The organism is Dactylosporangium siamense, from assembly GCF_016862795.1.
Taxonomy (GTDB): Bacteria; Actinomycetota; Actinomycetes; order Mycobacteriales; family Micromonosporaceae; genus Dactylosporangium; species Dactylosporangium siamense.
In genome coordinates, this window is record NZ_BONQ01000054.1 from 48,521 (window position 1) to 73,200 (window position 24,680).

30 protein-coding genes and 1 riboswitch are annotated in these 24,680 nt (G+C 71.3%); of the genes, 11 read left to right on the forward strand and 19 right to left on the reverse strand.

Translation table 11 applies throughout. The features are described 5' to 3' along the window. Positions 1–66 precede the first annotated feature (66 nt). Positions 67–1,233: a GH12 family glycosyl hydrolase domain-containing protein gene (locus Dsi01nite_RS18330; RefSeq protein ID WP_425554367.1), complete on the forward strand. Its 1,167-nt coding sequence runs from the start codon at positions 67–69 to the stop codon at positions 1,231–1,233. Between the two features lie 169 nt (positions 1,234–1,402). Here the strand turns inward: Dsi01nite_RS18330 and Dsi01nite_RS18335 are convergent, their stop codons facing one another. The 3 genes from Dsi01nite_RS18335 to Dsi01nite_RS18345 all read right to left on the reverse strand — a co-directional run bounded on the left by Dsi01nite_RS18335 (position 1,403) and on the right by Dsi01nite_RS18345 (position 4,285). Then, complete coding sequence (locus tag Dsi01nite_RS18335; protein WP_505661190.1) at positions 1,403–2,254, reverse strand: DUF72 domain-containing protein; 852 nt, start codon at positions 2,252–2,254, stop codon at positions 1,403–1,405. A gap of 2 nt (positions 2,255–2,256) precedes the next feature. After that, positions 2,257–2,730 carry a nucleotidyltransferase domain-containing protein gene (locus tag Dsi01nite_RS18340; protein WP_203847392.1) on the reverse strand — a complete coding sequence of 158 codons (474 nt, stop codon included), beginning with the start codon at positions 2,728–2,730 and terminating at the stop codon, positions 2,257–2,259. A 727-nt stretch (positions 2,731–3,457) separates the two neighbouring features. After that, the gene (locus Dsi01nite_RS18345) at positions 3,458–4,285 is read right to left on the reverse strand and encodes a LysR family transcriptional regulator substrate-binding protein (protein ID WP_239135977.1); all 828 of its coding nucleotides are present in this window, start codon (positions 4,283–4,285) and stop codon (positions 3,458–3,460) included. Between the two features lie 94 nt (positions 4,286–4,379). Here Dsi01nite_RS18345 and Dsi01nite_RS18350 point away from each other — a divergent pair, with 94 nt between their 5' ends. Further along, positions 4,380–4,886 carry a DUF5997 family protein gene (locus tag Dsi01nite_RS18350; RefSeq protein WP_239135978.1) on the forward strand — a complete coding sequence of 169 codons (507 nt, stop codon included), beginning with the start codon at positions 4,380–4,382 and terminating at the stop codon, positions 4,884–4,886. Positions 4,887–4,938: 52 nt separating this feature from the next. Here the strand turns inward: Dsi01nite_RS18350 and Dsi01nite_RS18355 are convergent, their stop codons facing one another. The 5 genes from Dsi01nite_RS18355 to Dsi01nite_RS18375 all read right to left on the reverse strand — a co-directional run bounded on the left by Dsi01nite_RS18355 (position 4,939) and on the right by Dsi01nite_RS18375 (position 8,486). Beyond that, on the reverse strand, positions 4,939–5,451 hold the full coding sequence (locus Dsi01nite_RS18355) for a DinB family protein (protein WP_239135979.1): 513 nt from the start codon (positions 5,449–5,451) through the stop codon (positions 4,939–4,941). Between the two features lie 17 nt (positions 5,452–5,468). Further along, complete coding sequence (locus Dsi01nite_RS18360; protein WP_239135980.1) at positions 5,469–6,389, reverse strand: YobF C-terminal domain-containing protein; 921 nt, start codon at positions 6,387–6,389, stop codon at positions 5,469–5,471. Positions 6,390–6,405: 16 nt separating this feature from the next. Continuing rightward, positions 6,406–7,206 carry a MerR family transcriptional regulator gene (locus tag Dsi01nite_RS18365; protein ID WP_308442061.1) on the reverse strand — a complete coding sequence of 267 codons (801 nt, stop codon included), beginning with the start codon at positions 7,204–7,206 and terminating at the stop codon, positions 6,406–6,408. A 46-nt stretch (positions 7,207–7,252) separates the two neighbouring features. Next, positions 7,253–8,134 (reverse strand): UbiA prenyltransferase family protein, encoded by an 882-nt coding sequence (locus Dsi01nite_RS18370; protein ID WP_203847393.1) that lies wholly within the window; start codon positions 8,132–8,134, stop codon positions 7,253–7,255. A gap of 79 nt (positions 8,135–8,213) precedes the next feature. Further along, positions 8,214–8,486, reverse strand: coding sequence for a hypothetical protein (locus Dsi01nite_RS18375; protein ID WP_203847394.1), 273 nt, complete (start codon positions 8,484–8,486; stop codon positions 8,214–8,216). A 55-nt stretch (positions 8,487–8,541) separates the two neighbouring features. On the opposite strand from Dsi01nite_RS18375, the gene Dsi01nite_RS18380 reads away from it, so the two are divergent. After that, entirely contained in the window at positions 8,542–9,468 is a 927-nt protein-coding gene (locus tag Dsi01nite_RS18380; protein WP_275423392.1) for a sigma-70 family RNA polymerase sigma factor, read from the forward strand. A 55-nt stretch (positions 9,469–9,523) separates the two neighbouring features. Continuing rightward, positions 9,524–10,075: a dihydrofolate reductase family protein gene (locus Dsi01nite_RS18385; RefSeq protein ID WP_203847396.1), complete on the forward strand. Its 552-nt coding sequence runs from the start codon at positions 9,524–9,526 to the stop codon at positions 10,073–10,075. A 43-nt stretch (positions 10,076–10,118) separates the two neighbouring features. Here Dsi01nite_RS18385 and Dsi01nite_RS18390 read toward each other — a convergent pair whose 3' ends face one another. Beyond that, complete coding sequence (locus Dsi01nite_RS18390; protein WP_203847397.1) at positions 10,119–10,649, reverse strand: hypothetical protein; 531 nt, start codon at positions 10,647–10,649, stop codon at positions 10,119–10,121. A 64-nt stretch (positions 10,650–10,713) separates the two neighbouring features. Next, positions 10,714–10,799: riboswitch (ZMP/ZTP riboswitch) on the forward strand. An 11-nt stretch (positions 10,800–10,810) separates the two neighbouring features. On the opposite strand from Dsi01nite_RS18390, the gene Dsi01nite_RS18395 reads away from it, so the two are divergent. Then, on the forward strand, positions 10,811–11,905 hold the full coding sequence (locus Dsi01nite_RS18395; RefSeq protein ID WP_275423393.1) for a hypothetical protein: 1,095 nt from the start codon (positions 10,811–10,813) through the stop codon (positions 11,903–11,905). A 68-nt stretch (positions 11,906–11,973) separates the two neighbouring features. On the opposite strand, the gene Dsi01nite_RS18400 is transcribed toward Dsi01nite_RS18395, so the two are convergent. Beyond that, complete coding sequence (locus Dsi01nite_RS18400; RefSeq protein WP_203847399.1) at positions 11,974–12,384, reverse strand: VOC family protein; 411 nt, start codon at positions 12,382–12,384, stop codon at positions 11,974–11,976. Between the two features lie 65 nt (positions 12,385–12,449). Further along, complete coding sequence (locus tag Dsi01nite_RS18405; protein WP_373318790.1) at positions 12,450–13,076, reverse strand: GDSL-type esterase/lipase family protein; 627 nt, start codon at positions 13,074–13,076, stop codon at positions 12,450–12,452. Positions 13,077–13,136: 60 nt separating this feature from the next. Here Dsi01nite_RS18405 and Dsi01nite_RS18410 point away from each other — a divergent pair, with 60 nt between their 5' ends. Both Dsi01nite_RS18410 and Dsi01nite_RS18415 read left to right on the forward strand, forming a co-directional pair. Continuing rightward, a complete protein-coding gene (locus Dsi01nite_RS18410; protein WP_203847400.1) occupies positions 13,137–13,913 on the forward strand; it encodes an ArsR/SmtB family transcription factor in 777 nt (258 codons plus the stop codon). A gap of 73 nt (positions 13,914–13,986) precedes the next feature. After that, positions 13,987–14,685 carry an SDR family oxidoreductase gene (locus tag Dsi01nite_RS18415; RefSeq protein WP_203847401.1) on the forward strand — a complete coding sequence of 233 codons (699 nt, stop codon included), beginning with the start codon at positions 13,987–13,989 and terminating at the stop codon, positions 14,683–14,685. A gap of 5 nt (positions 14,686–14,690) precedes the next feature. Here Dsi01nite_RS18415 and Dsi01nite_RS18420 read toward each other — a convergent pair whose 3' ends face one another. From Dsi01nite_RS18420 to Dsi01nite_RS18435, 4 genes are read right to left on the reverse strand one after another with little or no spacing between them, the layout of a single operon-like run. Then, positions 14,691–15,089, reverse strand: coding sequence for a hypothetical protein (locus tag Dsi01nite_RS18420; protein WP_203847402.1), 399 nt, complete (start codon positions 15,087–15,089; stop codon positions 14,691–14,693). A 44-nt stretch (positions 15,090–15,133) separates the two neighbouring features. After that, positions 15,134–15,970, reverse strand: coding sequence for a hypothetical protein (locus tag Dsi01nite_RS18425; protein WP_203847403.1), 837 nt, complete (start codon positions 15,968–15,970; stop codon positions 15,134–15,136). After that, positions 15,967–16,524, reverse strand: coding sequence for a SigE family RNA polymerase sigma factor (locus Dsi01nite_RS18430; RefSeq protein WP_239135982.1), 558 nt, complete (start codon positions 16,522–16,524; stop codon positions 15,967–15,969). The genes Dsi01nite_RS18425 and Dsi01nite_RS18430 overlap by 4 nt, the downstream gene beginning before the upstream one ends. A 43-nt stretch (positions 16,525–16,567) precedes the next feature. Continuing rightward, the gene (locus tag Dsi01nite_RS18435; RefSeq protein ID WP_203847404.1) at positions 16,568–16,759 is read right to left on the reverse strand and encodes a hypothetical protein; all 192 of its coding nucleotides are present in this window, start codon (positions 16,757–16,759) and stop codon (positions 16,568–16,570) included. 51 nt (positions 16,760–16,810) lie between these two features. On the opposite strand from Dsi01nite_RS18435, the gene Dsi01nite_RS18440 reads away from it, so the two are divergent. The 4 genes from Dsi01nite_RS18440 to Dsi01nite_RS18455 all read left to right on the forward strand — a co-directional run bounded on the left by Dsi01nite_RS18440 (position 16,811) and on the right by Dsi01nite_RS18455 (position 18,854). Then, complete coding sequence (locus Dsi01nite_RS18440) at positions 16,811–17,347, forward strand: uridine kinase family protein (protein ID WP_203847405.1); 537 nt, start codon at positions 16,811–16,813, stop codon at positions 17,345–17,347. Beyond that, on the forward strand, positions 17,344–17,769 hold the full coding sequence (locus Dsi01nite_RS18445; RefSeq protein WP_203847406.1) for a DoxX family protein: 426 nt from the start codon (positions 17,344–17,346) through the stop codon (positions 17,767–17,769). Before Dsi01nite_RS18440 ends, Dsi01nite_RS18445 begins: the two co-directional genes overlap by 4 nt. Before the next feature lie 46 nt (positions 17,770–17,815). Next, positions 17,816–18,262 carry a GNAT family N-acetyltransferase gene (locus Dsi01nite_RS18450; RefSeq protein ID WP_203847407.1) on the forward strand — a complete coding sequence of 149 codons (447 nt, stop codon included), beginning with the start codon at positions 17,816–17,818 and terminating at the stop codon, positions 18,260–18,262. 64 nt (positions 18,263–18,326) lie between these two features. Then, entirely contained in the window at positions 18,327–18,854 is a 528-nt protein-coding gene (locus Dsi01nite_RS18455) for a septum formation family protein (RefSeq protein ID WP_203847408.1), read from the forward strand. A gap of 39 nt (positions 18,855–18,893) precedes the next feature. Here Dsi01nite_RS18455 and Dsi01nite_RS18460 read toward each other — a convergent pair whose 3' ends face one another. The 4 genes from Dsi01nite_RS18460 to Dsi01nite_RS18475 all read right to left on the reverse strand — a co-directional run bounded on the left by Dsi01nite_RS18460 (position 18,894) and on the right by Dsi01nite_RS18475 (position 24,661). Next, the gene (locus Dsi01nite_RS18460; protein WP_203847409.1) at positions 18,894–20,384 is read right to left on the reverse strand and encodes a family 43 glycosylhydrolase; all 1,491 of its coding nucleotides are present in this window, start codon (positions 20,382–20,384) and stop codon (positions 18,894–18,896) included. A 9-nt stretch (positions 20,385–20,393) separates the two neighbouring features. Further along, positions 20,394–22,850: a glycoside hydrolase family 127 protein gene (locus tag Dsi01nite_RS18465; protein ID WP_203847410.1), complete on the reverse strand. Its 2,457-nt coding sequence runs from the start codon at positions 22,848–22,850 to the stop codon at positions 20,394–20,396. Between the two features lie 89 nt (positions 22,851–22,939). Continuing rightward, positions 22,940–23,737, reverse strand: coding sequence for a carbohydrate ABC transporter permease (locus Dsi01nite_RS18470; RefSeq protein ID WP_239135983.1), 798 nt, complete (start codon positions 23,735–23,737; stop codon positions 22,940–22,942). 9 nt (positions 23,738–23,746) lie between these two features. Then, complete coding sequence (locus Dsi01nite_RS18475) at positions 23,747–24,661, reverse strand: carbohydrate ABC transporter permease (RefSeq protein WP_203847411.1); 915 nt, start codon at positions 24,659–24,661, stop codon at positions 23,747–23,749. Positions 24,662–24,680 lie beyond the last annotated feature (19 nt).

Consider the following 24,680-nt stretch of genomic DNA (forward strand, 5'->3'; position numbering starts at 1 on the left):
CGCGGCTGGCCTACGGTGCGTGTCGTCCAGAGCCAGGGTTCCGCCAGACCCGCAAGGAGCTTCATGTTGCCACGCGTCCGCGCAATACTCGCCGCCGCGGCCTGTGTCGCCGCTGCCACCGTCGCGCTCGTGCCCACCACCAGTGCGCACGCCGACACGGTGATCTGCGAGAAGTTCGGTTCGACCGCCGTTCAGGGCGGCAAGTACTACGTCCAGAACAACAACTGGGGTGACGACACCACCCAGTGCATCAACGTGACCGCGAACGGTTTCCAGCTGACCCGTTCGGATCACAACAAGCCGACCAACGGCGCGCCCGGCTCGTACCCGTCGATCTTCGCCGGATGCCACTACACCCTGTGCACGTCCGGCAGCGGCATGCCGATGCGGGTGTCCGACGCGACATTCCAGAACGTGAACACCAGCGTTTCGATGACGTACGCCGGCGGGCAGTGGGACGCCGCCTACGACGTCTGGTTCGACCCGACGCCGCGCACCGACGGGCAGAACACCGGCGCGGAGCTGATGGTGTGGCTCAACCACGCCGGCGCTCCCCAGCCGGTCGGCGGGCGAGTCGCCACGGTGAACCTCGCCGGCGGCACCTGGGACGTCTGGTTCGGCAACATCGGCTGGAACGTCGTGTCCTACGTGCGCACCGCCGGCACCGGCTCGATCAGCTTCGCGGTCCGTGACTTCTACAACGACATGCTCGCCCGCGGATACGCCCAGAACTCCTGGTACATGACCAGCGTCCAGGCCGGCTTCGAGCCGTGGCAGGGTGGCGCCGGAATGGCCGTCACCAACTTCAGCTACAGCACCACCGGTGGCGGTGGCGGCGGGCAGACGATCGTCGGGCAGGGCTCCGGCCGCTGCGTCGACGTCAACGCCCAGGGCACCGCCGACGGCACCAAGGTGCAGCTATGGGACTGCAACGGCAGCGGCGCGCAGAAATGGAACCGCAGCGGCAACACGTTCGTCAACCCGCAGTCGGGCAAGTGCCTCGACGTCCGCGGCGCCAGCACCGCCAACGGCGCCCAGGTGTGGCTGTGGACCTGCCTGAACAACTCCGCCCAGCAGTGGGTGGTCAACGGCAACGGCACGATCGTGAACCCGGCCTCGGGCAAGTGCCTGGACGCCACCGGCCGCGGCACCGCCAACGGCACCGGCCTGCAGATCTGGGACTGCTACGGCGGCCCCGGCACCCAGTCCAACCAGGTCTGGTCCCTGCGCTGAGTCAACTGGGCGCCCCGCCGGCCACGCGGCCGGCGGGGCGCCTCAGTGTCGGCGGGCGCCTCAGTGTCGGCGGGCGCCTCAGTGTCGGCGGGCGCGTCAGTGTCGGCGGGCGCGTCAGTGTCGGCGGGCGCGTCAGTGTCGGCGGGCGCGTCAGTGTCGGCGGGGCGCCTCAGAACAGGGTGAGCGGCTCGACCGGCTCCGGGTCGGGCAGCGGCTCCAGCTGCGGCAGCCGCGCGCGGACGGCGTCATGGAAACGGCGGGCGAGTGCGGGCGCGTCCGCGTTGTCCGGGGTGTGCACGAACACCGTCGGCGAGCGGCCTTCCCGCAGCCACGCGGTGACGACGTCGAGCCAGCCCTGCCACCCTTCGACGGTGCTGTCGTCGTCGTCGCGGCCGAGGTACCGCACGATCGGCCGCTCCGTCAACGCCACCGTCCGCAACGGCATCCGCGGCTTCTTGCTCCAGGCGTCACGCTCGGCGTCGCTGGTGGGCGGGCTACGGAAGAACGCGGTGGTGTCGAACGGAATCCACTCGGCCGCGGTGTTCTCCAACGCCGCCTCGAGGCCGGCGGTCGAGCGGGCGTCGGTGAAGAAGCCGGGGTGGCGCACCTCGACCGCATACCGGTGCTCCGCCGGCATCCGGCGCAGGAAACCGCTCAGCACCGGCACGTCGTCGGGGCCGAACGACCCGGGCAACTGGATCCACAAGGCGTGGGCGCGGGTCCCCAGCGGCTCGACCGCGTCGAGAAACGCGCGGACGTCGGCCGCGACGTCGGTGAGGCGGCGCTCGTGGGTGATCCGCTTCGGCAGCTTGACCACGAGCCGGAAGCCGGGATCGGTCTGCTGCGCCCACGTCGCCACCGTCTCCCTGGTCGGGGTGGCGTAGAAGGTCGTGTTGCCCTCCACCGCGTTGCACCAGCCGGCATACGCCCGCAGCCGCTCGCCCGCCGGCAGGGCGTTCGCCACGAAGCGACCCTGCCAGGCCTTGAGCGTCCACATCGCGCATCCCACGTGCAGCCGCATGGTCACGTCAGCTCCTGCAGGAGGCGCAGGTCCAGGACGTCGACGTCGCGCGGTTCGTAGCCCTGGTGGAAGGCGAGCTGCAGGCGCGCCGAGATGCACGGCACCGGGCGCCCGGCGATCAGGCCAGTGGTGAGGTCGACACCCGGGTAGTCGAACCAGTCGCCGTCGAGGCCGGCCTGCCGGCCATCGCCATCCGTGAACACCACTGGGTGCAGGTCGACGCGCCCCAGGCCGGATGCCACGACCTCGACGCGGACCGGCCGCCAGTCGGTCTCCACGACGTAGCCACGCTCCGCGAGGACCCGCAGCGCGTCGGCCTCCCTGGCCGCGTCGATGGCGAGGTCGAGGTCGCGATGCGGGCGCGTCTGCCGCCCGACCAGCGCGTCGACACCCCACCCACCGGAGATCCAGCACGGACAGCCAACCCCCGCAAGCGCGTCCAGCACCGCATGCACTTCCGCCGCTCCGGTTTCCACCCGTGAATTGTGCCGTGCCCGCCATCGTTCCTCGCCCGTCGGGTTATCCCTCGCCGCCGAGGCGGTCCGTAGCGGGCCGCGCACCGTCGGTCTGTTGCGGTTCGCGTCGCTCTGATCGTCCAGACCTTCAGATATTCAGCAACAGGCGCGGGGACTTGATGGCACCGCCCGGCCTTCGGCCGTGCGACAGGGTTGCGTGGTCCCGGCCGGTGCCGTCTTGCGGTGATGCCAAGCCAGGTCCGCCCTCGCCTGATCCAGGTCCGCCGAGGTCGTCATTCGGTGCGCCAACACCGCCTTCCGCCAAAGAACGAGAACCATCGATTGCCGGACTGGTCGGTACCGGTGCTCCCGAACAGAAATCTTGAACTACCTGGTGGATTGGTGACCGCGGGCGACCACCAATCCACCAGGTAACGAGGATGCACCGGGTTGTTTGTGACCAGCGACGGTGTGGCACCACCGAATGATGACCTCGACGGGCCTGGATCATGCGAGGGCAGACCCTGGCTTGGCATCACCGCAAGACGGCACGGACGGTGACCGCGCTACTCCACCGCGCGGCCCGCCAGGGCCGTGCGAAACCACCGAGCCCCGAGGACCGACACCAGGATCCACTCCAAGCGGATTACCCTCGCCAAGGACCGCAACCGGCAGCTGTCACAGACGCTCGGGGGAGAACGGCCACCACGCAGCCGCACCCCGCAGGCCCCGGATCACGCTGGAGACGTCAGCGGCCACGCCGCTTGGCGGGGCCTCCGCGCGTCGAGGCACCCCGGCCCGCGCCGGGCTTGCCCGCCTGCTTGCCCTGCTGCCCACCGCCTTGCCGGCTCTGCTGGCCGCCACCCTGCCGGCCCTGCTGGCCGCCGCCCTGCTGGCCGCCTGGCTGTCTGGCCTGCTGGCGAGCCGCCGCCTGGCGCGTGGGCTGGGTGGCGGGAGCGCCGGCGGGTGAATCGGTGGGCTGGTCCTGGGCGCGCCCCCGGGTGCTGTTGGCGGTCCGGCCGCGGACGATGCCGATCATCTCCTCGACCAGGTCGGTGTGCCGGTCGCGGACCCACGCCAGCGCGACCGACGACGTGGGCGCGTCGGTCACCACCCGATACGTCAGGTCCTTGCGGTGATGCGCCCGGGCCAGCGACTGCGGCACGACCAGCACGCCGACCTCCGCCGCGACCCATTCGACCGCCGTGGCCGTGCTCTCCGGCCGCTCCGCCAGCACCGGGCACGGCGGGGAAGACCAGGTCAGCACGTCGTCGAGCGGGCTGAGCAGCGTCTCGTCGGCCAGGTCGGCAACCGTCAGCTGGTCGGCGGCGGCGAGCAGGTGCTCGCGGGGCACCACGACGACGGTGGCTTCGGTATACAACGGGATCGCATGGAACTCGAGCGGATCGACCGGCAACCGGACCAGCCCCGCGTCCGCACCCGCGGTCAGCAGCCCGGGCGCGTCGGCGGCTTCGGTGGGCTCCACCCGCAGCTCGACGTCCGGCAGCCGCTCGGACCACATCCGCGTCCACTTGTCCACGGTGACACCGGGGACGACGAGCAGGCGGAACGTCACAGCACCTCCCAAGCGTCGTCGACCCTGACCCGGCCAGGGTACCCGCCACCCCCGACACAAAAGCGCCACCGCACGGGCAGCTACCCTGAGCCCCGTGAGCAAGCCGAAGAAGTCCCAGGTGATGAAGCCCTCCACGGCGGCGCTGAAGCTTGACGTGTACCTGCCCGCGACCCCGCAGGAGTTCCAGGACGGGATGGTGTCCCGCGAGGAGCTCGACGAGATGCAGCACAATCCGCCGCAGTGGCTCGCCGACCTGCGCCGCGACGGGCCGCACCCGCGCAATGTGGTCGCCGCCCGGCTGCGGGTGTCCAACAGCGGGCTGGCGCGCGGGGGCATCACGGACCCGCTCACGACCGAGCAGATCGCCGCCCTGGCCGCCGACCCGCCGGCGTGGCTCACCCGGGAGCGCGAGACGCACGCCGAGAACAAGCGCGAGGAGCGGCGCCTGCAGGCCCTGCGCGAGGAGGAGGCCGCCCTGGGTGAGCGGCCCAAGGCAGCGCCGGTGAAAGCCAAGACGCCGGCGCGCGCCAAGGCGAAACCGGCCAAGGCCGCCCGCAGCAAGGCGAAGCCGGCCACCGCCCAACGCCGCCGCGGCGCCTAAACCCAAAGCCGCAAAACCCAAAGCCCAAAGCCCAAAGCCCAAAGCCCAAAGCCTAACGGCCGGCTGCGAGCACCTGTTCGCGCAGAATGTCCGCGTGGCCGCAGTGCTGGGCCATCTCCCGCAGCACATGCAGATACACCCAGCGCAGCGGCAACGGCCCGCGCCGGTTCCCGGGCAGCACGTCGTCCAGGCCGAGCGGCGCCGTCGCCAGCCGCGACGCCTCGCACGCCGCCCGGTAGGCCCGGCGAACGGTCTCGATCGTGTCGCCGTCGTCGAGGATGAAGCTCTCATCGGGCGTCGCCGGGATGCCGATCTCGGCCCGGGACCGGCCGGTCACGGCCTCGTCGAACCAGACCTTCTCCACAAACGTCACGTGCTTGACCAACCCGAGCAGCGTCGTGAGGGACGGCACCAGCGACCGCCGGGCCTGCTCTTCGGTGAGCCCGTCCAGGCACTCGTCCAGCGCGGCACGATGCTCCTCCAGGAACGCGTCGAACTGCGCGCGCAGCGGCCCGTCGTACACGTCGTCGGCGGACATCAGGCTGTCGGGCTGATAAGGAAACACGACAAGATCATAAGCGGCTAGGACAGGGCGGCCCGCAGCTGGTCGTAGGTCGGGGCGAGGGCGCGCAGCGCGGCCGCGGCCGCCGGCAGGTCGCCGTTGACCATCGGGCGCTGCAGCGAGCCGACCAGCCGGGCCTGCCTCGCGGCGACGTCCGCCGCGGCGGGGTAGCCGGCCAGGAGCAGGCAGTCGGCGGTGTCACTGAGCCGGCGCGCGCCGACCCGGACCGCGAAGTAGATCAGGTGTTCGCGCAGCCCGTCGCCGGCGCCGGCCTCGACGAGCTCGGCGAGCCGCTCGGCCGCGGCAGCGTTGCCGAGGCTGCGGGGCGGCAGGCCGGCGTCCGAACGCATCCCCAACCAGTCGACCGCGGCCGGGATGGCGGCGCGGATCGCATCGGTCTCGGTCACGTCGGCGACCTGCGAGAAGCCGGTGCGCATGGTGTACGGGTCGCCGTAGCTCACCGTCTCCGCCCGCCACGCGACCATGAAGTCGCCGACCGGCATGTCGGCGTACGGGTAGCCGTGCGGGTCATGCATGAGGACCCGCTCGTCGTCGACGTCCAGGACGACGACGAAGTGATCGGCACCGATCGGGCCGGTCATCTCGGGCTGATGGTAGAGGTACCCCATCTCCAGCGGGCCCACCCACACCGGCCCCTGGGACGCGGCGGACCTGAGCCGGGCGAGCGCGTCGCCGGCGTCGCCGCCGTGGTGCACGGCCGAGGTCCAGCCGATCGCCGCGAGGGCCCGGTCACAGCCGATGCCGGGGTTCCAGCCGTACGCGTCGAAGAACGGCTGCGTGCCGCCGACGAGCTGCATGCCGAACGGCCCGCCGGTGGTGACCTCGATGACCGCGGTCGACGGGCCGCGGGAGCCCAGCAGCATCGCGAACGAGTTGGCGTAGCAGTACGGGCCGTTGCCCACGTAGGCCAGATGACGCACGGAAGGGTCCTCGCAATCAGCGTGAGACCGGATACGCGACGTCGAAACGCGCCGCCCCGGTGCCTGGATAGCGTTCGTACGGCCGGCCGGTGCACGTCACCCCGGGCCGGTAGTCGGTCCACGCCTCGACCGCGTCGTACACCCGCAGGATCAGCGGGTAGTCCTCCAGCGGCGCGGGCACCGGCACGTACGCCTCGGTGTGCGCCGGCACCAGCCGGATGTACAGGTCGTCCACCGGCTCGGCGGTGCCCTCGTAGGCGATCGCCACCTCGACCGTCGCCTCGCTCTCCGGGGTGACGAGGTCCCCGAAACCGACCCGCATCGGGCCGTCGGGCGGCAGCCCCGAAGCGCGCAGGTGCGCCCGGATGTCGTGCTGGGCGGCGCGGATCAGCTCCGGCAGGGCAACGGTGTCGACCTGCCGGCTGCGGCAGACGACCTTGGTCGCCGGCACGTCCCGCAGGCGGACCGCCTCGATGAGGGTGACGTCCTCGTAGGAGCGGTCGATGGCCTCGACCACCGCGGCGCGTTCGTCGAGCCGGTCGCGCTCACTGCGCAACCACCCCCGTAGCTCGAGCGACCGCGCCTGCGGGGTGAGGTCGGCCAGGAACGCGATCCGCGCGAGGGGCACCCCGAGCGACCGCAGCCTTCCGATGAGCCGGGCCCGGCGCAGCTGGTCGGGGCTGTAGTAGCGGTAGCCGCTCGCCGGGTCGACCCGGGCGGGCACGAGCAGCCCCTGTTCCGCATACAGGCGCAGGGCCTTCGGCGACAGCCGCGCCGCCGCCCCGAACTCCCCCGCCAGCAGGTGCTTCCCGTCCACAACCCCGAGTCTGCGGTACGCCCCTTGGGCAAGGTCAAGCGCAGGGTCAGCCGATGTACGCGAGCGCGAAACCGATCGTGGGGATGCCGAACAGCACCGACAGCACGGCCATCCTGGTGATGGTGGGCCGCCGGGTCAGGATCGCGTACCCGGCGAGGAGCACCGGGGTCATCAGCAGCTGCGGCACGAGCGTCGAGCGCGGCACCAGCACGTCGAGCCACGCGCAGGCGACCGAGAACGCGAGGGCGGCACCCCACAGCGCGACGCCGAGCCGGTGCGCGAACCGCGGCCCGAACCGCACGGCGAACGTGGTGTCGCCGGCGCCGGTGTCGGCGGCGAGGTCGGTGACGGTGGTCGGGACGTACAGGGCGGCGGCGAACAGCAGGCCGATCAGCCCGAACTGCCACGGGAACTCCCACGGCGGGCGGGTGATCGCCCAGCCCGCGGCCGGCGACACCACCCCGACGACGAGCGCGTTGACCGCGACGTCCCAGCCCGGCCGGGTCTTCAACCGCAGCGGCGGCACGCTGTACGCCCAGCCGAGCAGCAGCACGCCGGCCACGCCCAGCACGAACAGCGGCCCCACGTACAGGGCGGCGGCGACGGCGGTGAGCGCGATCCACCGGTACCACATCCGCAAACGCTTCGCGGAGACCGCTCCGGTGACCAGTGGTGCCGTCGCCTTGCGCGGGTTGTCCCGGTCGCTGCGCAGATCCTGCAGGTCATTCTGGGCGAGGACCGCGCCCCAGATCAGCGGGCCGAGGACGAGGAGGGCGACGAGGGCCCGCGGCATGTCGGCGCGCTCCGGCAGCCACGCGTGGCCGGCCAGGACCGTGCCGAGATAGGCGGGCACCCAGGACACCGGCCAGAACCACGGCCGGGACACCGCGACGAGCACTGCGGTCGGACGTTCCAACACCGCCGTCATACCTGCATCATCGTCCTGGATCGCTGTGCCCGCACTGAGAGCCGCGTCATGGACGCCCGTCACTCGCCGGGCTCGCGACTCAGTCCAGCAGCGGCTCCGCCCAGGCCGCGTGGGTGAACTGCCACGTCCCGGCGATGCTCTGCCGGACCCGCCGGTCGTGGCGGATGGTGTACCGCAGGCCCTCGATCTCCACGACGCCGCACTCCGGCCCCGGCTGGTCGACCACCGCGGACTCGACGGTCACCGGCCAGCCCGCCTTGCCCGCCTTGTGCTGCCAGACCTCGAACGCCCGCTGCTTGCCGTTCTCCTCGCTCACCTTCGCGATGATCTCCACCGGATCGATCCGTGCCATACGTGCCCCCTGCGGGAATGGTGTCTCGGTCTGCGTCACCGTAGATGATGGGCGGGTGGAGTACGAACCGTTCCGGGGTGAGTTGATCGCGTACTGCTACCGGATGCTGGGCTCGTTCCACGACGCCGAGGACCTGGCGCAGGAGACGATGCTGCGTGCGTGGAAGGCCCGCGACTCCTACGACAGCAGCCGGGCGTCGGTGCGCACCTGGCTGTACCGGATCGCCACCAACGCCTGCCTGACGGCCCTCGCCGGACGGGCCCGGCGGCCGCTGCCCTCCGGGCTGGGCGCGCCCGCCGACGATCCGGAGGCGCCGCTCACCCCGGCGTTCGACGTCGCGTGGCTGCAGCCGTTCCCGGACGCCCGGGTGGACCCGCAGGTGCGCACCGACCTGCGGCTCGCACTGGTGGCGGCGGTGCAGTTCCTCCCGCCCCGCCAGCGGGCCGTGCTGCTGCTGCGCGACGTGCTCGACTTCAGCGCCGCCGAGGTCGCCGGGCACCTGGGCACCACGGTCCCGGCCGTCAACAGCGCGCTGCAACGGGCCCGCGCCGCGCTCACCGGCATCGGCGGGATCGACGAGGTCACCGAGCCCGATGACCCGGCGACCCGCGCGGTCATCGACCGCTACGCGCGGGCGTTCGAGGCGGCGGACGTGCCGGCGCTGGTCCGCCTGCTCGCCGACGACGCGATCCTGGAGATGCCGCCGGTGCCGTTGTGGTACCGGGGCCGCGGCGACTACGGGCTGTTCATGGACCGCGTGTTCCGCCTCCGTGGCACCGGCTGGGCCGTCCAGCACCTCACGGCCAACGGGCAGCCGGCGCTCGCCGCGTACACCCCGCAGCCCGACGGCGGGTTCCGGCTGCACACGCTGCAGGTGTTCAGCGTCACCGGCGGCCGGGTGGCGCGCAACGTCGTGTTCGCCGACCCGGCCGTGTTCGCGCTGTTCGAGCTGCCCGTCGAAATGTTGCGCCGGCCGCGATGAGTTCCGGCGGCGCCGCTGGTACGTACCGGCGAGCACCGACCGAGAGGACATCATCGTGAGCGTCATCGTCATCGAGTTCATCACCGTGGACGGCATCGTGTCCGACCCCGACGGCAGGGACGGCACGCCGACCGGCGGCTGGGCGTTCCGGCACGGACCCGCCCCGGTCGCGGGTGACAAGTTCCGCCTCGGCAGCCTCCTCGACGACGGGGCCCTGCTGCTGGGCCGCACCACCTGGCAGGCCTTCTCGAAGCTGTGGCCGCACCGCGACGACCCCTTCTCCGCCCGGATGAACGCCGTGCCCAAGCTGGTCGTCTCGAACACCCTGCCGGACGTCTCGGCCTGGGCGAACTCGTCCGTCGTCGACGGCGACCTCGTGGACACGGTCAAGCGGGCCGAGCGGGACCTGGTCGTCGCCGGCAGCCTCAGCGTCGTGCACGCGCTGCTGGCCGAGGACCTGATCGACGAGTACCGGCTCCTGACCTTCCCCACCATCGCCGGCACCGGGCGCCGGCTGTTCCCCGAGTGCCCGCCAGCCCACCTGGAATGCCTGTCGTCCGAACACATTGGCCCTACGGTCCTGAGCCGCTACCACCGGGCCGCTTGAGCCTGGACCGCCGGAAGGCGTCCGTTCCGCTCGGCCTGGAGCCTCAGGCCGGGCGGAACGCGGTCATCGGGATGCCGGTCGCCTTCTCGTACTGCAGCACGTCGGCGAGGTCGACCCGGCGGCCGTCGGCGAGCCGGCGGCACGTCGGCCAGATGGTCGCCCGGAGCGCCGGGTGCTGGATGACGTCGAGCGCCGCGGCCGGTTTGAGCTCGACCGCGTTCACGTCGCACCAGTCGACGACGGCCGCCCAGAACCGGTCCGCGGTCTCCCAGCCCTCGACGGTCCGCAGGCCGCGCAACGGCAGCACGTCCGCCGTGGTGAGAAAGCCCTCACTGCCGTGTGACAGCACGTTCTGCACCTCCTCGATGAGCCGCAGCGCGACGATCTCGTCGTCGCCGCCCGCCGCCAGCAGTTCCTCGACGACGGCGAGCACCCGCCCGATCCGGCCGTTACCGCGGCGGGTCACCTCCATGGCGAGGTCCGGCATCGGGATCGGGCCACCCGCGGTCGGCAGGCCGGCGGCGGCCATGAGCCGTTCCACCGGTGGCAACACGCGGCGTTTGAACAGTCCCATCGGCGACGACCTCCTCGGCCGGATGATCATGCCAGGCGTGCCGTAACAATGATTCGGTACCCTGTCCGCGGGCGGGTACTGGCGAGGGTGGAGCACCACCGGGGACCCGGCCGGATCGAGGGTGTGGCGCCGACCGCCTGGGCGCCTCCGGAAGCAGACATCTGCGCTTCGGAGGCGACATGGACCTGCGGTATGGCATGAACCCGCACCAGACGGCGGCGACCGCGGTGCCGATCGAGCCGGAGCGGCGACCGTTGCGGATGGTGCACGGGCAGCCGTCGTACATCAACGTCCTGGACGCCGCCGGTGCCTGGCAGCTGGTCCGGGAGGCCGCAGCGGCGCTCGGGCGACCGGTCGCGGCGTCGTTCAAGCACGTGTCACCGGCCGGTGCCGCGACCGCGGGTCCCGTCGACGCGGTCATGGCGCACACGTACCGGCTGGATCCGGGCCGGACCGGGGCGCTGACCAGTGCCTACGTGCGGGCGAGGGACGCCGATCCGAAGAGCTCCTACGGTGACTTCGTCGCGGTGTCCGAGCCCGTCGACGCGGAACTGGCCGACCTGCTGCGGCGGGTGGTGTCCGACGGCATCGTCGCACCCGGGTTCGAGCCGGGGGTCGTGGCGACCCTCGCGGCGAAGAAGGGCGGCCGGTTCCTCGTCGTGGAGGCCGACCCGGCTTACGAGCCACCGGCGGTGGAGACCCGCGACGTCTACGGGCTGCGCCTCACCCAGCCCCGCGACGCCGCGCCCCTGACCCGCGCGCTGCTCGCCGATCCGCGCCTGCCGGCCGGCGCCGTCGACGACCTGCTGCTCGGTCTCGTCGTGGTCCGGTACACCCAGTCGAACTCGGTCGCGTACGTGCGCGACGGGATGGCGCTGGGGATCGGCGCCGGACAGCAGTCCCGGGTCGACTGCACCCGCCTCGCCGGCGCCAAGGCGTCCACCTGGTGGCTGCGCCGCCACCCGTCGTGCCAGGCCTTTGAAGCCGCGGCGAAGGTGCAGGACCGGGTCGCGGCGCAGCTGCGCCGGGTCGGGGCGATTCCCGACCCGGCGGGGTGGCTGCGGGACCTCGACGGGGTCGCGTTCGTGTCCGACGGTGCGCTGCCGTTCCCCGACAACGTCGAGGAGGCGGTCCGGCACGGCGTGCGGTACATCGCCGAGCCGGGAGACTCGATCCGCTCGACCGCCGTGCTCGAAGCGTGCGAACGGCTGGGCGTCACGCACGTGCGCACCGGCGTGCGCCTGTTCCGGCACTGACACAGCCGGGCGGCTTCCGGCACTGACACAGCCGGCGGCTTCCGGCGCTGACGCTGCCGGCGGCGCGGTCAGCCCTGCTGGATCCGCACGGTGTTGCCGGACGGGTCGCGGAACGCCGAGTCGCGCGGGCCCCACGGCCGCTCGATCGGCTCCTGCAGCACCTCGGCGCCGGAGGACCGCACCCGCTCGAACGCCGTGTCGAGGTCGTCGGTGCTGAGGACGATCATCGGCAGGACACCCTTGGACAGCAGCTCCTGCAGGGCTTCGGCGTCCGCCTCGGTGCGACCGGCCTGCGGCAGCGACAGCACGAACTGCAGCCCGTTCTGGTCCTTGCCGCCGAGCGTGACCCAACGGGCCGCGCCCTCCCCGATGTCGTTCTGCACCTCGAGGCCGAGCGCCTCGGTGTAGAAGGCGAGCGACGCGTCCCAGTCGCTCACGGTGATGTGGTGATACTTGAGTGCCAGCAGTTCGTTTTCCATGGGTGCAACCCTAGGAACGCCCAGGTCCGGGCCGCTTCTTGATTCCTGACCGGTTCACTGTCTCGTCAGGTGGTCGTGCTGCGGGCTGCCACGGCGGCCCGGACGGTGGGGGTCAGGGCGGTCGCGATCACCGCATACCCAGCGCTGGACGGGTGGAAGCGATCCGGGCTGAACAGCGCCGGCTCCGCGGCGAACGCGGCCGCGCTCCGGCCGATGTCGGCGATGTGGGCGCCCGCCGTGCGCGCCGCGAGGGTCTGGGCCTGCTGCAGCGCGTGGCTGCCGGCGCGGACGGCCAGCCGCAACTGCGGCGGCACCCACGGGATGACGCTCAGGTCGGGTGCGGGCGCGACCACCACCTCGGCGCCGGCGGCGCGCAGGGCGCGGACCGCGTCCCTGAGCAGGGCCGCGGCCCGCTGCGGCGGGACGAAGTGGGTGAGGTCGTTGGCGCCGACGATGATGAGCGCCAGATCCGGCGCCGCGGCCGTCGCCCGGCGGACCTGATCCGCGAGGCCCTGACTGTCGGCGCCGGGCACCGCGAAGACCCGCGCCTGCGCCGGCGTGCCCGCCGCGGTCAGCGCCGCGGCCAGTCTCGCCCCGACGGTGTCGTCGGGGCTGGACGCGCCCTGCCCGTAGGCGATGGAGTCGCCGAGCACGGCGAGCGTCAGTGTCACAGCAATCGACAACGCCGACACCACCGCGTTCGTTCCCGCGCAAGGTTGACATTATGCAGGCAGATGCCTGCATAATGGGGTGTGGGCGAGATCGAGGTCTTCAAGGCCCTGGCCGACCCGACCAGGCGGCTCCTGCTCGACCGGCTCCGCGACCGCAACGGTCAGACGCTGCGCGAGCTGTGCGAGCACCTCGCCATGGCCCGACAGTCGGCCACCCAGCATCTCGACCTGCTCGTGGCGGCGAACCTCGTCACCGTCGTGCGGCGAGGGCGGGAGCGCCTGCACTACCTGAACCCGGCGCCGATCCACGAGATCGAGGAGCGCTGGATCTCCGGCTTCGACCTGCCCCGGCTACGGGCACTCAGCAGCATCAAACGGCAAGCAGAGGAGCACGCCATGGCATCCGTGCCGACGTACGTGTACGTCACCTACATCCACGCGACCGCCGAGCAGGTCTGGCGGGCGTTGACCGACGCCGACCTCACCGCGCGGTTCTGGGGCCACGCCAACATCTCCGACTGGCAGCAGGGCTCATCCTGGGAGCACCGGCGCACCGACGGATCGGGCGTCAACGACGGCGTCGGCACGGTGCTCGTCGCCGAGCCGCCGACGCGGCTGAGCATCACCTTCGAAAGCGGCGGGGAGCAGGACCCGTCGGTCGTCACCTTCCTGGTCGAGCCGCACCACGACATCGTGCGGCTCACCGTGACCCACGAACGCCTCGGCGACCTGGACACCTACACCAGCGTCTCCAGCGGCTGGCCGGCGGTCCTGTCCAACCTCAAGTCCCTGCTCGAGACCGGCGACGTGCTCCCCCAGACGCCGTGGGAGATGCCCAGCGCCCGCGCGGCCGTTTGAACCCGTCCGCGCGGCTGAACCGCCCAGGTGATCGATGCCATACGGTAACCGGATCACCTCAGGAGGTAACCGTATGGAGATCGACGGATCTGTCGCACTGGTCACCGGCGCCAACCGGGGCCTCGGCCTGCACATCGCCCGCGAGCTGCTGGCCCGTGGCGCCACGGTGTACGCGACCGCCCGCGACCCGAGAACCGTCGACCTACCGGGCGCGACCGTGCTGCCGCTCGACGTCACCGACGCCGCGTCCGTGCGGGCCGCCGCCGAGGCCGCCGGGGACGTCACGCTGCTGGTCAACAACGCCGGCGTGGCGACCTTCTCCAACCTCGTCGACGGCGACCTGGACAGCATCCGCCTGGAGATGGACACCCACTTCTTCGGCACGCTGCGGATGGTCCGCGCGTTCGCCCCGATCCTGGCCGGAAACGGCGGCGGCGCCATCGTCAACCTGCTGTCGGTGCTGTCGTGGGTCACGTTCCTGGACGCGACGTCGTACAGCGCGGCGAAGGCGGCCCAGTGGAGCCTCACCAACGGCGTGCGCCTCGAGCTCGCGAAGCAGGGCACCCAGGTCAGCGCCGTGCACCTGGGCGCCGCCGACACCGACATGATGACCCGCTGGGAGATCCCGAAGCTCGACCCGGCGTTCGTCGCGACCGCCGTGGTGGACGGTGTCGCCCGCGGCGACCTGGAGATCCTCGTCGACGACGCCGCCACCGGCGCGAAGGCCGCGCTGGCCGCCGACCTCCGGGTGGTGTACCCCCAGCTGGCCTGACCCGGTCACACCGCCTCGACGGTCACCGTGCCGCCCGCAGCGGTCAACCGCTTCCCGAGCAGCTCCATCTCGACGGGCGTGCCGGTGAGTCCGTCGCCCGTCAACAGCGCGTAGGCGCCGGCGGCCGCTGCGAGGGTCAGGCCGTCGCGGCGCAGCACGGCGAGCAGCCGGACCCGCAGCGGCCGGTTGACCTCCGGGTCGGCGCGCAGCCGTGCCAGGCCGAACTCGGCGATGATCGCCGCGCGGAGTCTGGGGTGCAGCTCGCCGTCGCCGCACTCCTGGGTCGTGTGACCGCAGCCGGCACAGTGCACGAAGACGCCCCACTCATGGCGATCGCCGGCGGCGAACTCCGAGACGGAGACCTGGCGGGTCCCGCCGCAGCCGCACGGCGCAGTCTCCCCCATGGCGGCCACGGTACCGGGCGGCGCCGGCACCGTGGCCGTGGATGTCAGGGCAGCATCGCGGGGTTGCCGGCCAGCGCGGCGAGCCGGTCCGCGTCGATGAACCAGTCGGCGAGGGGCGGGCGCTTGACCGCGTTCTCCAGCTGCCCGCCGACGGCGTCCGGTGGCAGGGTGGTGTCGGCGCCGTACACGGGGACGCTGCGCTGGGCGACAACCATGAGGTACCAGCCCTGCATCTGGCGGCGGGCGACGAGCGTGTCCCCGCCCTGCCCGTCGTCCTCGTGCCAGACCGCGACCGGCACCCCGGCGACGTTGATGACGCGGCACTCGCGGCCCACCCCGGGCAGCGCACACGGGTCGTCGGTCGGGCCCGTTGTGCCGTCGCCGAGGACCGCGGCCCACAGCTGGCCCTCGCCGCGCCCGTCGGAGACCAGCACGTTCGCGGTCATGAAGATGCGCAGCGCGCCCGCCGACGGGGTCTGGTCGAGGCGGACCGCCGGCTGCGACGGGTCGGCGAACGGATACCTGCTGCGCCCCTCGTAGCCGGCCGGCAGCGCCGCCACCAGCAGGTCGTAGACCACTCGGTCCCGGGTGGCGGGGACGTTCGCCGGGGGTACCGACACCGCAGCCGAAACACTCACAGGTGCCTTCGGTGGCTCGGCGACCACCGCGGGCGCCGACACCGCGGGCGGCCGGGACGGCAGCAGGGCGGGGGTGACCAGCGCCGCGACCACGGTCACGCCGGCGAGCCCGACGGACGCGGCAACGACCCGGTCGCGACGAGCGGCGGCCCGCGACGCGAGCGCGAGGACCTGCTCCGCCTCGCGCAGCGGCGGCGCGTCCACGTCGAGGGCGACCTCGCACAGGTGCTTGACGTCGTTCACGGTTGTCCTCCCGGAATGGTGGGCTTGAGGTTGTCGCCGAGCACCTCGCGCAGGTTGTCGAGGCCGCGGGCGGTCTGGCTCTTGACGGTGCCCGGCGAGCAGCCGAGGACCTCGGCGACCTGCTCGACCGACAGATCCGCCCAGAACCGCAGGACGAGCACCGCCCGCCGCCCCTTCGGGATGCGCAGCAGCGCGGTCTTGAGCACCTGCCGCTCCTCGACCCCACGCTGCTCGGGCTGCTCCGGCGCCACCGTGTCGAGCGCCTCGTCGTCGTGGGTCGGTCGCTCCCGCCGCCACGGCCGCCGGCCCTCGTCGAGGAACGCACGCAGCAGCACCCGGCGGGCATACTGGTCGAGCACGTCGTGCCGGTCGATCCGCGTCCACGCCCGGTACAGCTTCGTGAACGCCGTCTGCGTCAGATCCTCGGCGAGGTGCCAGTCGCCGCAGAGCAGGAACGCGGTGTTGCGCAGGTGGCCCGCCCGGGCGGCGTAGTACGCGACGAACTCCTCGTCGTGTTCACGCCGCCCGCCGCGCCGCAGGATTCGCATCATCATCGGGTTAGACACGTACGGCGCCCCACATCCGGTTGCCTGCGCGCTACCGCCTCCGCCCGGCCTGCTTCACCTTGTTGTTGGCGATCAGCAGCCCGACCGCCCCGACCATCGTCACCGGCGCGAAGATCAGCGTCAGGATCGGCACATCACCAAGGATCCCCGCGGCGTTGCCGACCAGCCCCACCAGCGCCACGATCCGCCAGACGGCGAGTTTCTTGCGGGCGTCCTCCGCCATGTCGTCCCTCCCAAGGTCGTGCCGGGACTGTACTGCTGGGATAGTCACCAGGTGTCTCCGGTCCTCGCCATCGCCGGTGCCGCCGGGTCCGGCAAGAGCACCCTCGCCGCCGCCCTGGACGCGCCGGTCGTCAGTCTCGACGACTGCTACCACACCGATCCCGACCGGGCCCCGAGCGTCCCCCGCTACGACGGCCCCGGCCGCGTCGTCAACTTCAGCGACCCGGCCTCGATCGACATCGCCCTGGTCCGGCACCGCCTCGCCGCCTGCCCGGACGCCGACCTGGTCATCGTGGAGGGCATCTTCGCCCTCACCCTGGACGCGGTGCGCGCCACGGCCCGGTGGACGGTGTTCGTCGACACGCCCCCCGACATCAGCATCGCCCGCAAGACGCTGCGCAAGATCGGCGAGGGTCGCGACGCCGGCCTGGTCCTGCGCGGCTACCTTGAGCACGGGCACGCCGCGTTCGTCCGGCACATCGCCCCGGCCCGGCGGCACGCGCACCTGGTCCTCGACGGCACCCGGCCGACCGGCGAGCTCCGCGCCACCGTCCTCCAGCACCTCACGACGAGAAGAGGCACCGCGTGACGCCCACCCGAGCGGCGACCCTTGCGGGCCAGGTGGTGCTCGGCGCGTTCCTCCTGGGCGCCGGCACCGCCCACCTGACCGTCGCCCGCTCGGAGTTCCAGGCACAGGTGCCGTCGTGGCTCCCCCTGGACGCGGACTTCGTCGTCGTCGCTTCCGGCATTGTCGAGCTCTGCCTCGGGCTGGCCCTGCTCGCCACGTGGCGGCAACCGGCACGCGGCCTCGTCGGCGCGGTCACCGCGGTGTTCTTCATCGCCGTCTTCCCCGGCAACGTCGCACAGTTCCTGGAGCACAAGGACGGCTTCGGCCTGGACACGGACACAAAACGCGCAGTCCGGCTGCTCTTCCAGCCGCTCCTGGTCCTGTGGGCCCTGGCGGTGACCGCCGCCGTGCCCGCCCTGCGCTCACTCCGTCGACAGCACTGACTCACCCGCCGCGACGGGAACCTGGCGCATGGATAGAGTCGCGGGCATGGGGGTTGCCGTCGAGATTGTGCGGGAAGTTACCGACGAGGTGGTGCAGGCGTTCGGCCGGCTGCTGCCGCAGCTGTCACGCTCCGCCGAACCTCTCGACGCGGAGGCGTTGCGGGCGCTGCTGGCGTGGCCGGGCAACCGTCAGCTGATCGCCCGGGTGGACGGGCCCATCGTCGGCGCGTTGACGCTGGTGGTGTTCCCGATCCCGACCGGGCTACGGGCCTGGATCGAGGACGTGGTCGTCGACGAGGCGGCGCGCGGTCAGGGCGTGGGGGTGGCCCTGACCCAGGAGGCCGTCCGGCTGGCGCGGGCCGAGGGCGCCCGGACCGTCGACCTGACGTCTCGACCCTCGCGCGTCGCGGCGAACCGGCTGTACGAGCGGCTCGGTTTCCAGCTGCGTGACTCGAAGGTGTACCGGATGCGGGCCGCCGACCCGGAGGTGTGACGAAGTCGGCAGACCAAAGGCGGCCGTAAGGGCGTTGACAACGGGACCCGCGCAGCAGACAGTCATGGCCTCCACTGTCCGGTGGAACGCAAACGGGGAAACGGACGTCTGCTCGGTGTACTCGTTGAGCGACGCCTACGGCCGGGTCGGCCTGTCCACCAGCTCGCTGAAAGGCTCCCTCGCCGGGAACGCGCCGAAGGCGATGCACTGCCTGGACGTCAACGGCACCACGGACAAGGACGGCTGGTGGGACCGGCTGCAGGCGCTGACCCCGATCGACTGCGCGCAGCCGCACGAGGCCGAGTTCGTCGGCACCATCCAGGTGGGGGTCGGCAACGCCGGGCCGTTGCCCGACGACAAGGTGCTGCACGACTGGTCGAGCGACGCCTGCTGGGCCGCCGTGGCCAGGTTCGTCGGCCTGACCGATGCCCAGCTCGACTCCCGCCCCGAGATGGGCATCACCTGGGACCGCTTCGACAAGTTGCAATGGGAGTCCGGTGAGCGGCACCAGCGCTGCTTCGCCCTGCTGAGCCCGGGCAAGAAGGTCCGCGCCTCGATCAAGGGGCTGGGCAAGGGGGCGCTGCCGGTCTGACCGGTGCGCCCGGACGGGTCCGGGCGCACCGGTGCAGGATCAGGAGGCGGGTTCCCCGGAGGGGACGGCGAGCTGCGTGCCGAGAGCGACCGGGACGCCGAAGTTCGGGGTGCCGTCGGCGTTCCAGGTGAACTTCTGGGCGCGGGTGCTGCGGTTCATGTCGCAGCCGCCGCTGGTGGAGCTGTTGGCGTGGTACACGATCCAGTCCTCGGTGCCGTCGGGCGACTTGAAGAAGCCGTTGTGGCCGGGGGCGTAGACCGAGTTGGCGTTGGAGCGCTGGAACACCGGGTTCGGGGACTTCACCCACGACGACGAGCTGAGCGGGTCGCCGCCGTTCCAGGTGAGCATGCCGAGCTTGTAGTCCGGGGTCGAGCAGTGGCTGGCGGAGTAGACGATGAAGGTCTTGCCGTTGCGCTGCAGGACCTCGGCGCCCTCGTTGACGGCGCCGCCGACCGTCTCCCAGCTGTAGGTGGGCGTGGACAGGATGCGGCGGGTGCCGCTGGCCGTCCACGGATTCGACAGCGGCCGGATGAACATCGGCTGGGAGCCGTTGTAGAAGGTGCCGAGCAGGTACAGCTGGCCGTTGAGCTGCAGGATGCTCGGGTCGAGCTCCCAGGTGTTGTCAGCCGTCGGGTCGAGCAGGTCGGCCTTGAACGTGTAGGGGCCCATCGGGTCGAGTCCGGCACTCTCCAGGACGTGGATGCGTTGCGTGCCGAGGTTGTACGGCTCCTGTCCGGCCGTGTAGTAGAAGTACCACCGCTGCCCGTTGGGACCGTTGAGCAGGTGGAACTCCGGTGCCCACATGGTGCCCGCGCCGTTGGGCCGGGTCAGGTTGAAGATGACCGTCTCCGGCGCGGTGGCCAGGCCGCCCAGGGTCGCGCTCTTGCGCATCGTGATGGTGCGGTTCCAGGTGGTCGACGCGAGGTAGTAGTAGCCGCTGTAGTAGGTGAGCCACGGGTCGGGGCCCTGCGGGTCGAGCGGGTTGGTGAACGTGCGGCCGGTAGGAGGCGTGGTGCCGCCGTTGAAGTTCGGCAGCCGCCACACCCGGTCCGACCCGGTCGAGCACGTCAGCTGCACGAGACCCGCGGATCCCGCGGTGATGCACTTGCCCGACTGGACACCCACGAGGTTGAAGGTGTTGGTGACGCCCGAAATCGTTACCGCTGACAGCCGGAACTGCTGGTTGGTCTGGCCGTTGCAGGTGTACTGGATGATCGTCGCGTTGTCCGCGGTGGAGCGGCCGGTCACGTCGACGCAGGAGCCCGACGTGAGCGTGTTGACGGTATAGGTGTCGGTGGTGTTCGCCACCGGCACGAACGTGAAGTTCTGGCTGGTGGCACCGTTACAGGCGGCCTGGACCAGCTGCAGGACGTTGGTGGGCGCGCCGTTGGGAACGTTGGCGCACTGGCTGCTGGAGCGGTTGACGACGGTGCTGGTGAAGGTGACGGGTGCGGCCGAGGCCGCCGGTGGGGCGAGGATCGGTACGCCCACCGCGACGAGCAGGGCGAGCACGACGTGTCGATGCAGCATCAAAACCCCTCAGGTCCCGTTGGAGGCGAAGTCCGCGACCTCGGTGGCGGTCAACGCGCGGCTGTAGATGCGGAGGCTGTCGACCGCCCCGTCGAGGTACGGGTCGGCGTACTGGGACCGGCCGACCCAGTTCTGGGTGGTGGAGCCCAGGTTGGCCGGGCTGGTCGTCAGTGCGGTGTTGCGGGCGACCTCGGCGCCGTTGACGTAGAGCACGCCGAGGTTGCCGTTGCGGGTGACCGCGACGTGCGTCCACGCCCCGGCGGGCAGGGCCGCGGGGGCGTCGATGCGCTGTTCGCCGCCGGCCCCGGTGGCGGTGATGGCGAAGCGGGCCGTGCCGGAACCGGATCGCGCCGTGAGGAACATGTTGACGCCGGTACCACTGCCGAAATCGAAGACGCGGGCCCAGTTCGCGAGCACGTCCACCCGCACCCACAGGGCGATGGAGAAGTTCGTGGCGCCGGCCAGGATGCCCGCCGGCAACGCCACGTAACCGTTTGAGCCGTTGAGGTTCACCGCGCTGCCGGTGCGGCCGGTGACGTAGGTGCCGTTGACGACCGTGGCGGTGCGGCCGTTGCCGGTGGCGTCGTTGCCGTTGCCGTCGAACAGGTACTGCGCGACGAACAGCGGCAGCGGCGGGGTGCTGTTGACCGACCAGTAGACGCTGTAGCGCTGGCCGTGCACCTTGTAGAACGGCTGGAGGGTCACTCCGCCGGCCGTGTACTGCAGCGGGGTCGACGTCGCGGTCAGCGACGACGGGTTCAGCACCGGCAGGGCGCTGAGGTTGCTGGTGCCGAACAGTCCACCGAGGACGATCGGGCCGACCTTCACCGCCTGGACGCTGCTGTTGTCGTTGGTCGCCTCGCGGGTCAACGCCATCGGCAGGGTCACGTCGACGACGTCGCCGGAGGCCCAGGTGCGGTTGATCGTGGCGAACGTGCCCGGCGCCGGACTCACGAAAACGGTGCCGTTGACGCGGACCGTCGCCGAAGAAGCCCACGACGGGATGCGCACCTTCACGGTGAACGTGCCGGAGCCGGTGACCGTCAGCTTCGTCGCGGCGGCCTCCGGGAACCCGGTCTCCTGCCGGATCGTGACGCCGCGCGCGGACCAGGTCAGCACCGACGGGATGAACAGGTTGACGTAGAGGGTGCCGGCGCCGTCGTGGAAGTAGATGCTGTCGCCGAACTTGGTGCTGCTCTCCATGCCGGTGCCGTGGCAGCAGACGAAACTGTTGTAGTCGTTGCTGTAGGTCTTGATGCCGCCGGCCCGCAGCGGCACGTAGTAGCACTGGAAGCCGTGCGCGGAGTTCGGGTCCTGCGAGGCCAGGATGTGGTTGTAGAGCGCCTTCTCGTAGTAGTCGAGGTAGTCCACCCTGGACGGGTCGGTGAAGAACAGCTGCCGGGTCAGCTTCAGCATGTTGTGGGAGTTGCAGCACTCGGCGGTGGTGTCGGACAGTTCGCTGGCGATGCGGTCCGGTGCCTTGAAGTACTCGCCGTTGGAGTTGCCGCCGATGGCGTACGTGTGCCGCCGGGTCACGATGTCCCAGAAGTTGACGGCGATGTCGCGATACCGGGTGGTGCCGGTCGCGTGGTATTCGCGGATCGCGCCGATGACCTTCGGGATCTGGGTGTTGGCGTGGTAGTTGTTCAGGTTGTCGGTGTTCGCGGCCAGGGGGTCGAAGATCTCGGCGTGGTCGAACTGCTGCGCCGCGGCCAGGTGCGCGGCGTTGCCGGTCAGCTGGTAGAGGTTGGTGAGGACCTCGTTCATCCCGCCGAACTCGGTGTCGAGCATGTTCTGCCGTTGGGTCTGGGTCAGCCGGTCGTTGCGGAACTTGACCCACGCGGCCATGCCGGTGAGCACGGTCAGCGCCTGGGCGTTGCCGGCCAGCAGGTGCATGTCGAGCAGGCCGGCGAAGAGCTTGTGCAGCGTGTAGTAGGGCGCCCACACCGCCTGGCGGGCCTCGACCCGGTCGATGAAACTTTCCGGGAAGGCGCTGAGGTAGCCGGTGTTGTAGCCTGCGGTGACGGCCCGGGACTGGCACTGGGCGAGGACGGTGACGAGCTGGTCGCCCTTGGTCTTGAAGGCGGTGTTGCCGGTGCTGGCGTAGGCCTGGGCGAGCGCGGACAGGATGTGCCCGGTGGAGTGCCCGCGCAGCTCGGTGGTCGGGGACTCCCAGCCGCCGCAGGGGGTGGCGGACGAGGCCAGGCCCACGTTGAGGCGGAACGTGTGCAGCAGCCGGTCGTTGTCCAGGAACAGCAGGTAGGAGTGGATGCGCCCGGCGGCGGCGCTGAACGGGCTGCTGAGCAGTTGCACCGCGGCGAGCGGGAACGCGTAGGCGGAGACGCCGGCATCGGGCCGCGCTGCTGCGGCCGGCTCGGCCATGAAGAGCGGCGACGCTGCAGAAAAAGCGCCGGCGACGGCGGTGGTCCGCAGCACGGTGCGGCGGGTCACCGGTGGTGAGGACATGGTGCCTCCTGAGGGCAGTCGGGGTATCGGAGGTGCAGGGTGTCCGCGGACCGTCCCAGGTGGACGGTCCGCTCAGGTGGAACCGACGTTCAGCCGCGCAGCGCGCCCGACATGAAGCCCCGGACGTAGCTGCGTTGCAGGACCAGGAAGAGCAGCAGGCAGGGCACCGCCATGAACGTGACGCCGGCCTCGAGCGCCGCGTAGTCGATCGCGCCGAACGAGGCGGTGCGCATGTTGACCACGGCGAGCATGACGGTGAACTTGGACGTGGAGTTGAGCAGGATCAGCGGGGCGAAGAACTCGCTCCACGAGGTGAGGAAGGCGAACAGCCCGACGGTGATCAGACCGGGTCGCACGGCGTGCAGCATGATGCGGGTGAGCGCGCCGAAGCTGGTGCACCCGTCGATGAGCGCGGACTCCTCCAGCTCCTTCGGGATCGCCTCGAACGCGTTGCGCATCATGAAGATCGAGAACGGCAGCTGGAACATGATGAGCACCAGGCTGAGCCCGAGCAGCGAGTCCTGCAGGCCGATCCACTCCAGCAGCACGTAGAGGGCGATGAGGATGGTCGCGTAGGGCACCATCAGGATCGCGAGGGTGAGCAGGAACAGGGCGTTCTTGCCGGGGAACGTGAACCGGCCGAAGGCGTAGCCGCCCAGGGTGGCGACCAGCAGCGTGCCACCGACGGTGAGCGCGCACACGGTGAGACTGTTGACGACGTGCTCGACGCGGATGCCGTTGTCGGAGGTGAACAGCCGCCGGTAGTTCTCCAGGCCGAAGCCGGTCGGGGTGCGCGTCGACGCCCAGGCGCTCCACAGCAGCGGGAACAGGAACAGGATGGCGAGGGCGGCGCCGGTCACGCCGAACGCCGTTGAACGCAGCTTCACGGTGAACTCCTACTGCGATCGGCGGCGCAGCACGCCGAGCTGGATGGCGTTGAACACGACGAGCACCCCGAGCAGGACCACCGAGATGGCCGCCGCGGAGCCGAGGTCCAGCTCGATGAAGGCCTCCCGGTAGATGACCATCACCAGCGACGTGGTGCTGTTGTCGGGACCGCCGCGGGTGAGGATCCAGAACTGGTCGAAGGCGAGCAGCGACCCGGTGATCATGAGGGTCAGCACGAGCGCGATGGTCGGGCGCATGAGCGGCACCGTGATCCGGCGGAAGATCTGGAAGCGGGTCGCCCCGTCCAGCCGGGCCGCCTCGTACACGTCCAGCGGGATCGCCTGCAGGCCGGTGAGCAGGATCAGCATGTTGAACCCGGCGAAGCGCCACAGCACCAGCACGACCGCGGACCCCAGCGCCGTGTTCGGGCTGCCGCTGGTCCAGGACACGTAGGCGTCCCCGGCCAGCAGGTCGTTCACCGGGCCGATCTCGTCGCTGAGCAGGCCGAGAAACAGCAGCGACGCGCTGGCGAAGCCGACCGCGGCCGGCAGGAAGAACGCGGTGCGCAGCAGCCCGACCCCGCGCCGGCGGTGCTGGACCATGAGCGCCAGCCCGAAGGACAGCGCGAACAGCAGCACCGTCACCACGACCGTGTACTTCAGGGTGAACCACACGGCGGTGCGCAGCAGCTCGTCGTCGCCGAGCCCGGCGTAGTTCTCCGGGGCGTTCAGCGTCGGCGCGCCGAGCAGCGGCCAGTGGTGCAGGGACATCCACACGACCAGCCCGAGCGGCACGACGAAGAACATGCCCACCACGAACGCGGTCGGCGCGGCGTAGAGGGCGCCGATCCACTGCTTGTTGCGTTTCCTTCGCGGTGGCGCCGACGGCAGGACCGTCGGTCGCGCTGGCGCCAGCAACGTCATCATCTCTCCGTTGGTTGGC

Bases quoted from the DNA above. Each gene is read 5' to 3' on its own strand.
- Dsi01nite_RS18335 (WP_505661190.1), bottom strand. From the start codon at position 2,254: ATGCGGCTGCACGTGGGATGCGCGATGTGGACGCTCAAGGCCTGGCAG.
- Dsi01nite_RS18370 (WP_203847393.1), bottom strand. From the start codon at position 8,134: ATGACGGCGGTGTTGGAACGTCCGACCGCAGTGCTCGTCGCGGTGTCC.
- Dsi01nite_RS18375 (WP_203847394.1), bottom strand. From the start codon at position 8,486: ATGGCACGGATCGATCCGGTGGAGATCATCGCGAAGGTGAGCGAGGAG.
- Dsi01nite_RS18390 (WP_203847397.1), bottom strand. From the start codon at position 10,649: ATGGGACTGTTCAAACGCCGCGTGTTGCCACCGGTGGAACGGCTCATG.
- Dsi01nite_RS18400 (WP_203847399.1), bottom strand. From the start codon at position 12,384: ATGGAAAACGAACTGCTGGCACTCAAGTATCACCACATCACCGTGAGC.
- Dsi01nite_RS18415 (WP_203847401.1), top strand. From the start codon at position 13,987: ATGGAGATCGACGGATCTGTCGCACTGGTCACCGGCGCCAACCGGGGC.
- Dsi01nite_RS18420 (WP_203847402.1), bottom strand. From the start codon at position 15,089: ATGGGGGAGACTGCGCCGTGCGGCTGCGGCGGGACCCGCCAGGTCTCC.
- Dsi01nite_RS18430 (WP_239135982.1), bottom strand. From the start codon at position 16,524: ATGATGATGCGAATCCTGCGGCGCGGCGGGCGGCGTGAACACGACGAG.
- Dsi01nite_RS18435 (WP_203847404.1), bottom strand. From the start codon at position 16,759: ATGGCGGAGGACGCCCGCAAGAAACTCGCCGTCTGGCGGATCGTGGCG.
- Dsi01nite_RS18450 (WP_203847407.1), top strand. From the start codon at position 17,816: ATGGGGGTTGCCGTCGAGATTGTGCGGGAAGTTACCGACGAGGTGGTG.
- Dsi01nite_RS18455 (WP_203847408.1), top strand. From the start codon at position 18,327: ATGGCCTCCACTGTCCGGTGGAACGCAAACGGGGAAACGGACGTCTGC.
- Dsi01nite_RS18460 (WP_203847409.1), bottom strand. From the start codon at position 20,384: ATGCTGCATCGACACGTCGTGCTCGCCCTGCTCGTCGCGGTGGGCGTA.
- Dsi01nite_RS18465 (WP_203847410.1), bottom strand. From the start codon at position 22,850: ATGTCCTCACCACCGGTGACCCGCCGCACCGTGCTGCGGACCACCGCC.
- Dsi01nite_RS18475 (WP_203847411.1), bottom strand. From the start codon at position 24,661: ATGACGTTGCTGGCGCCAGCGCGACCGACGGTCCTGCCGTCGGCGCCA.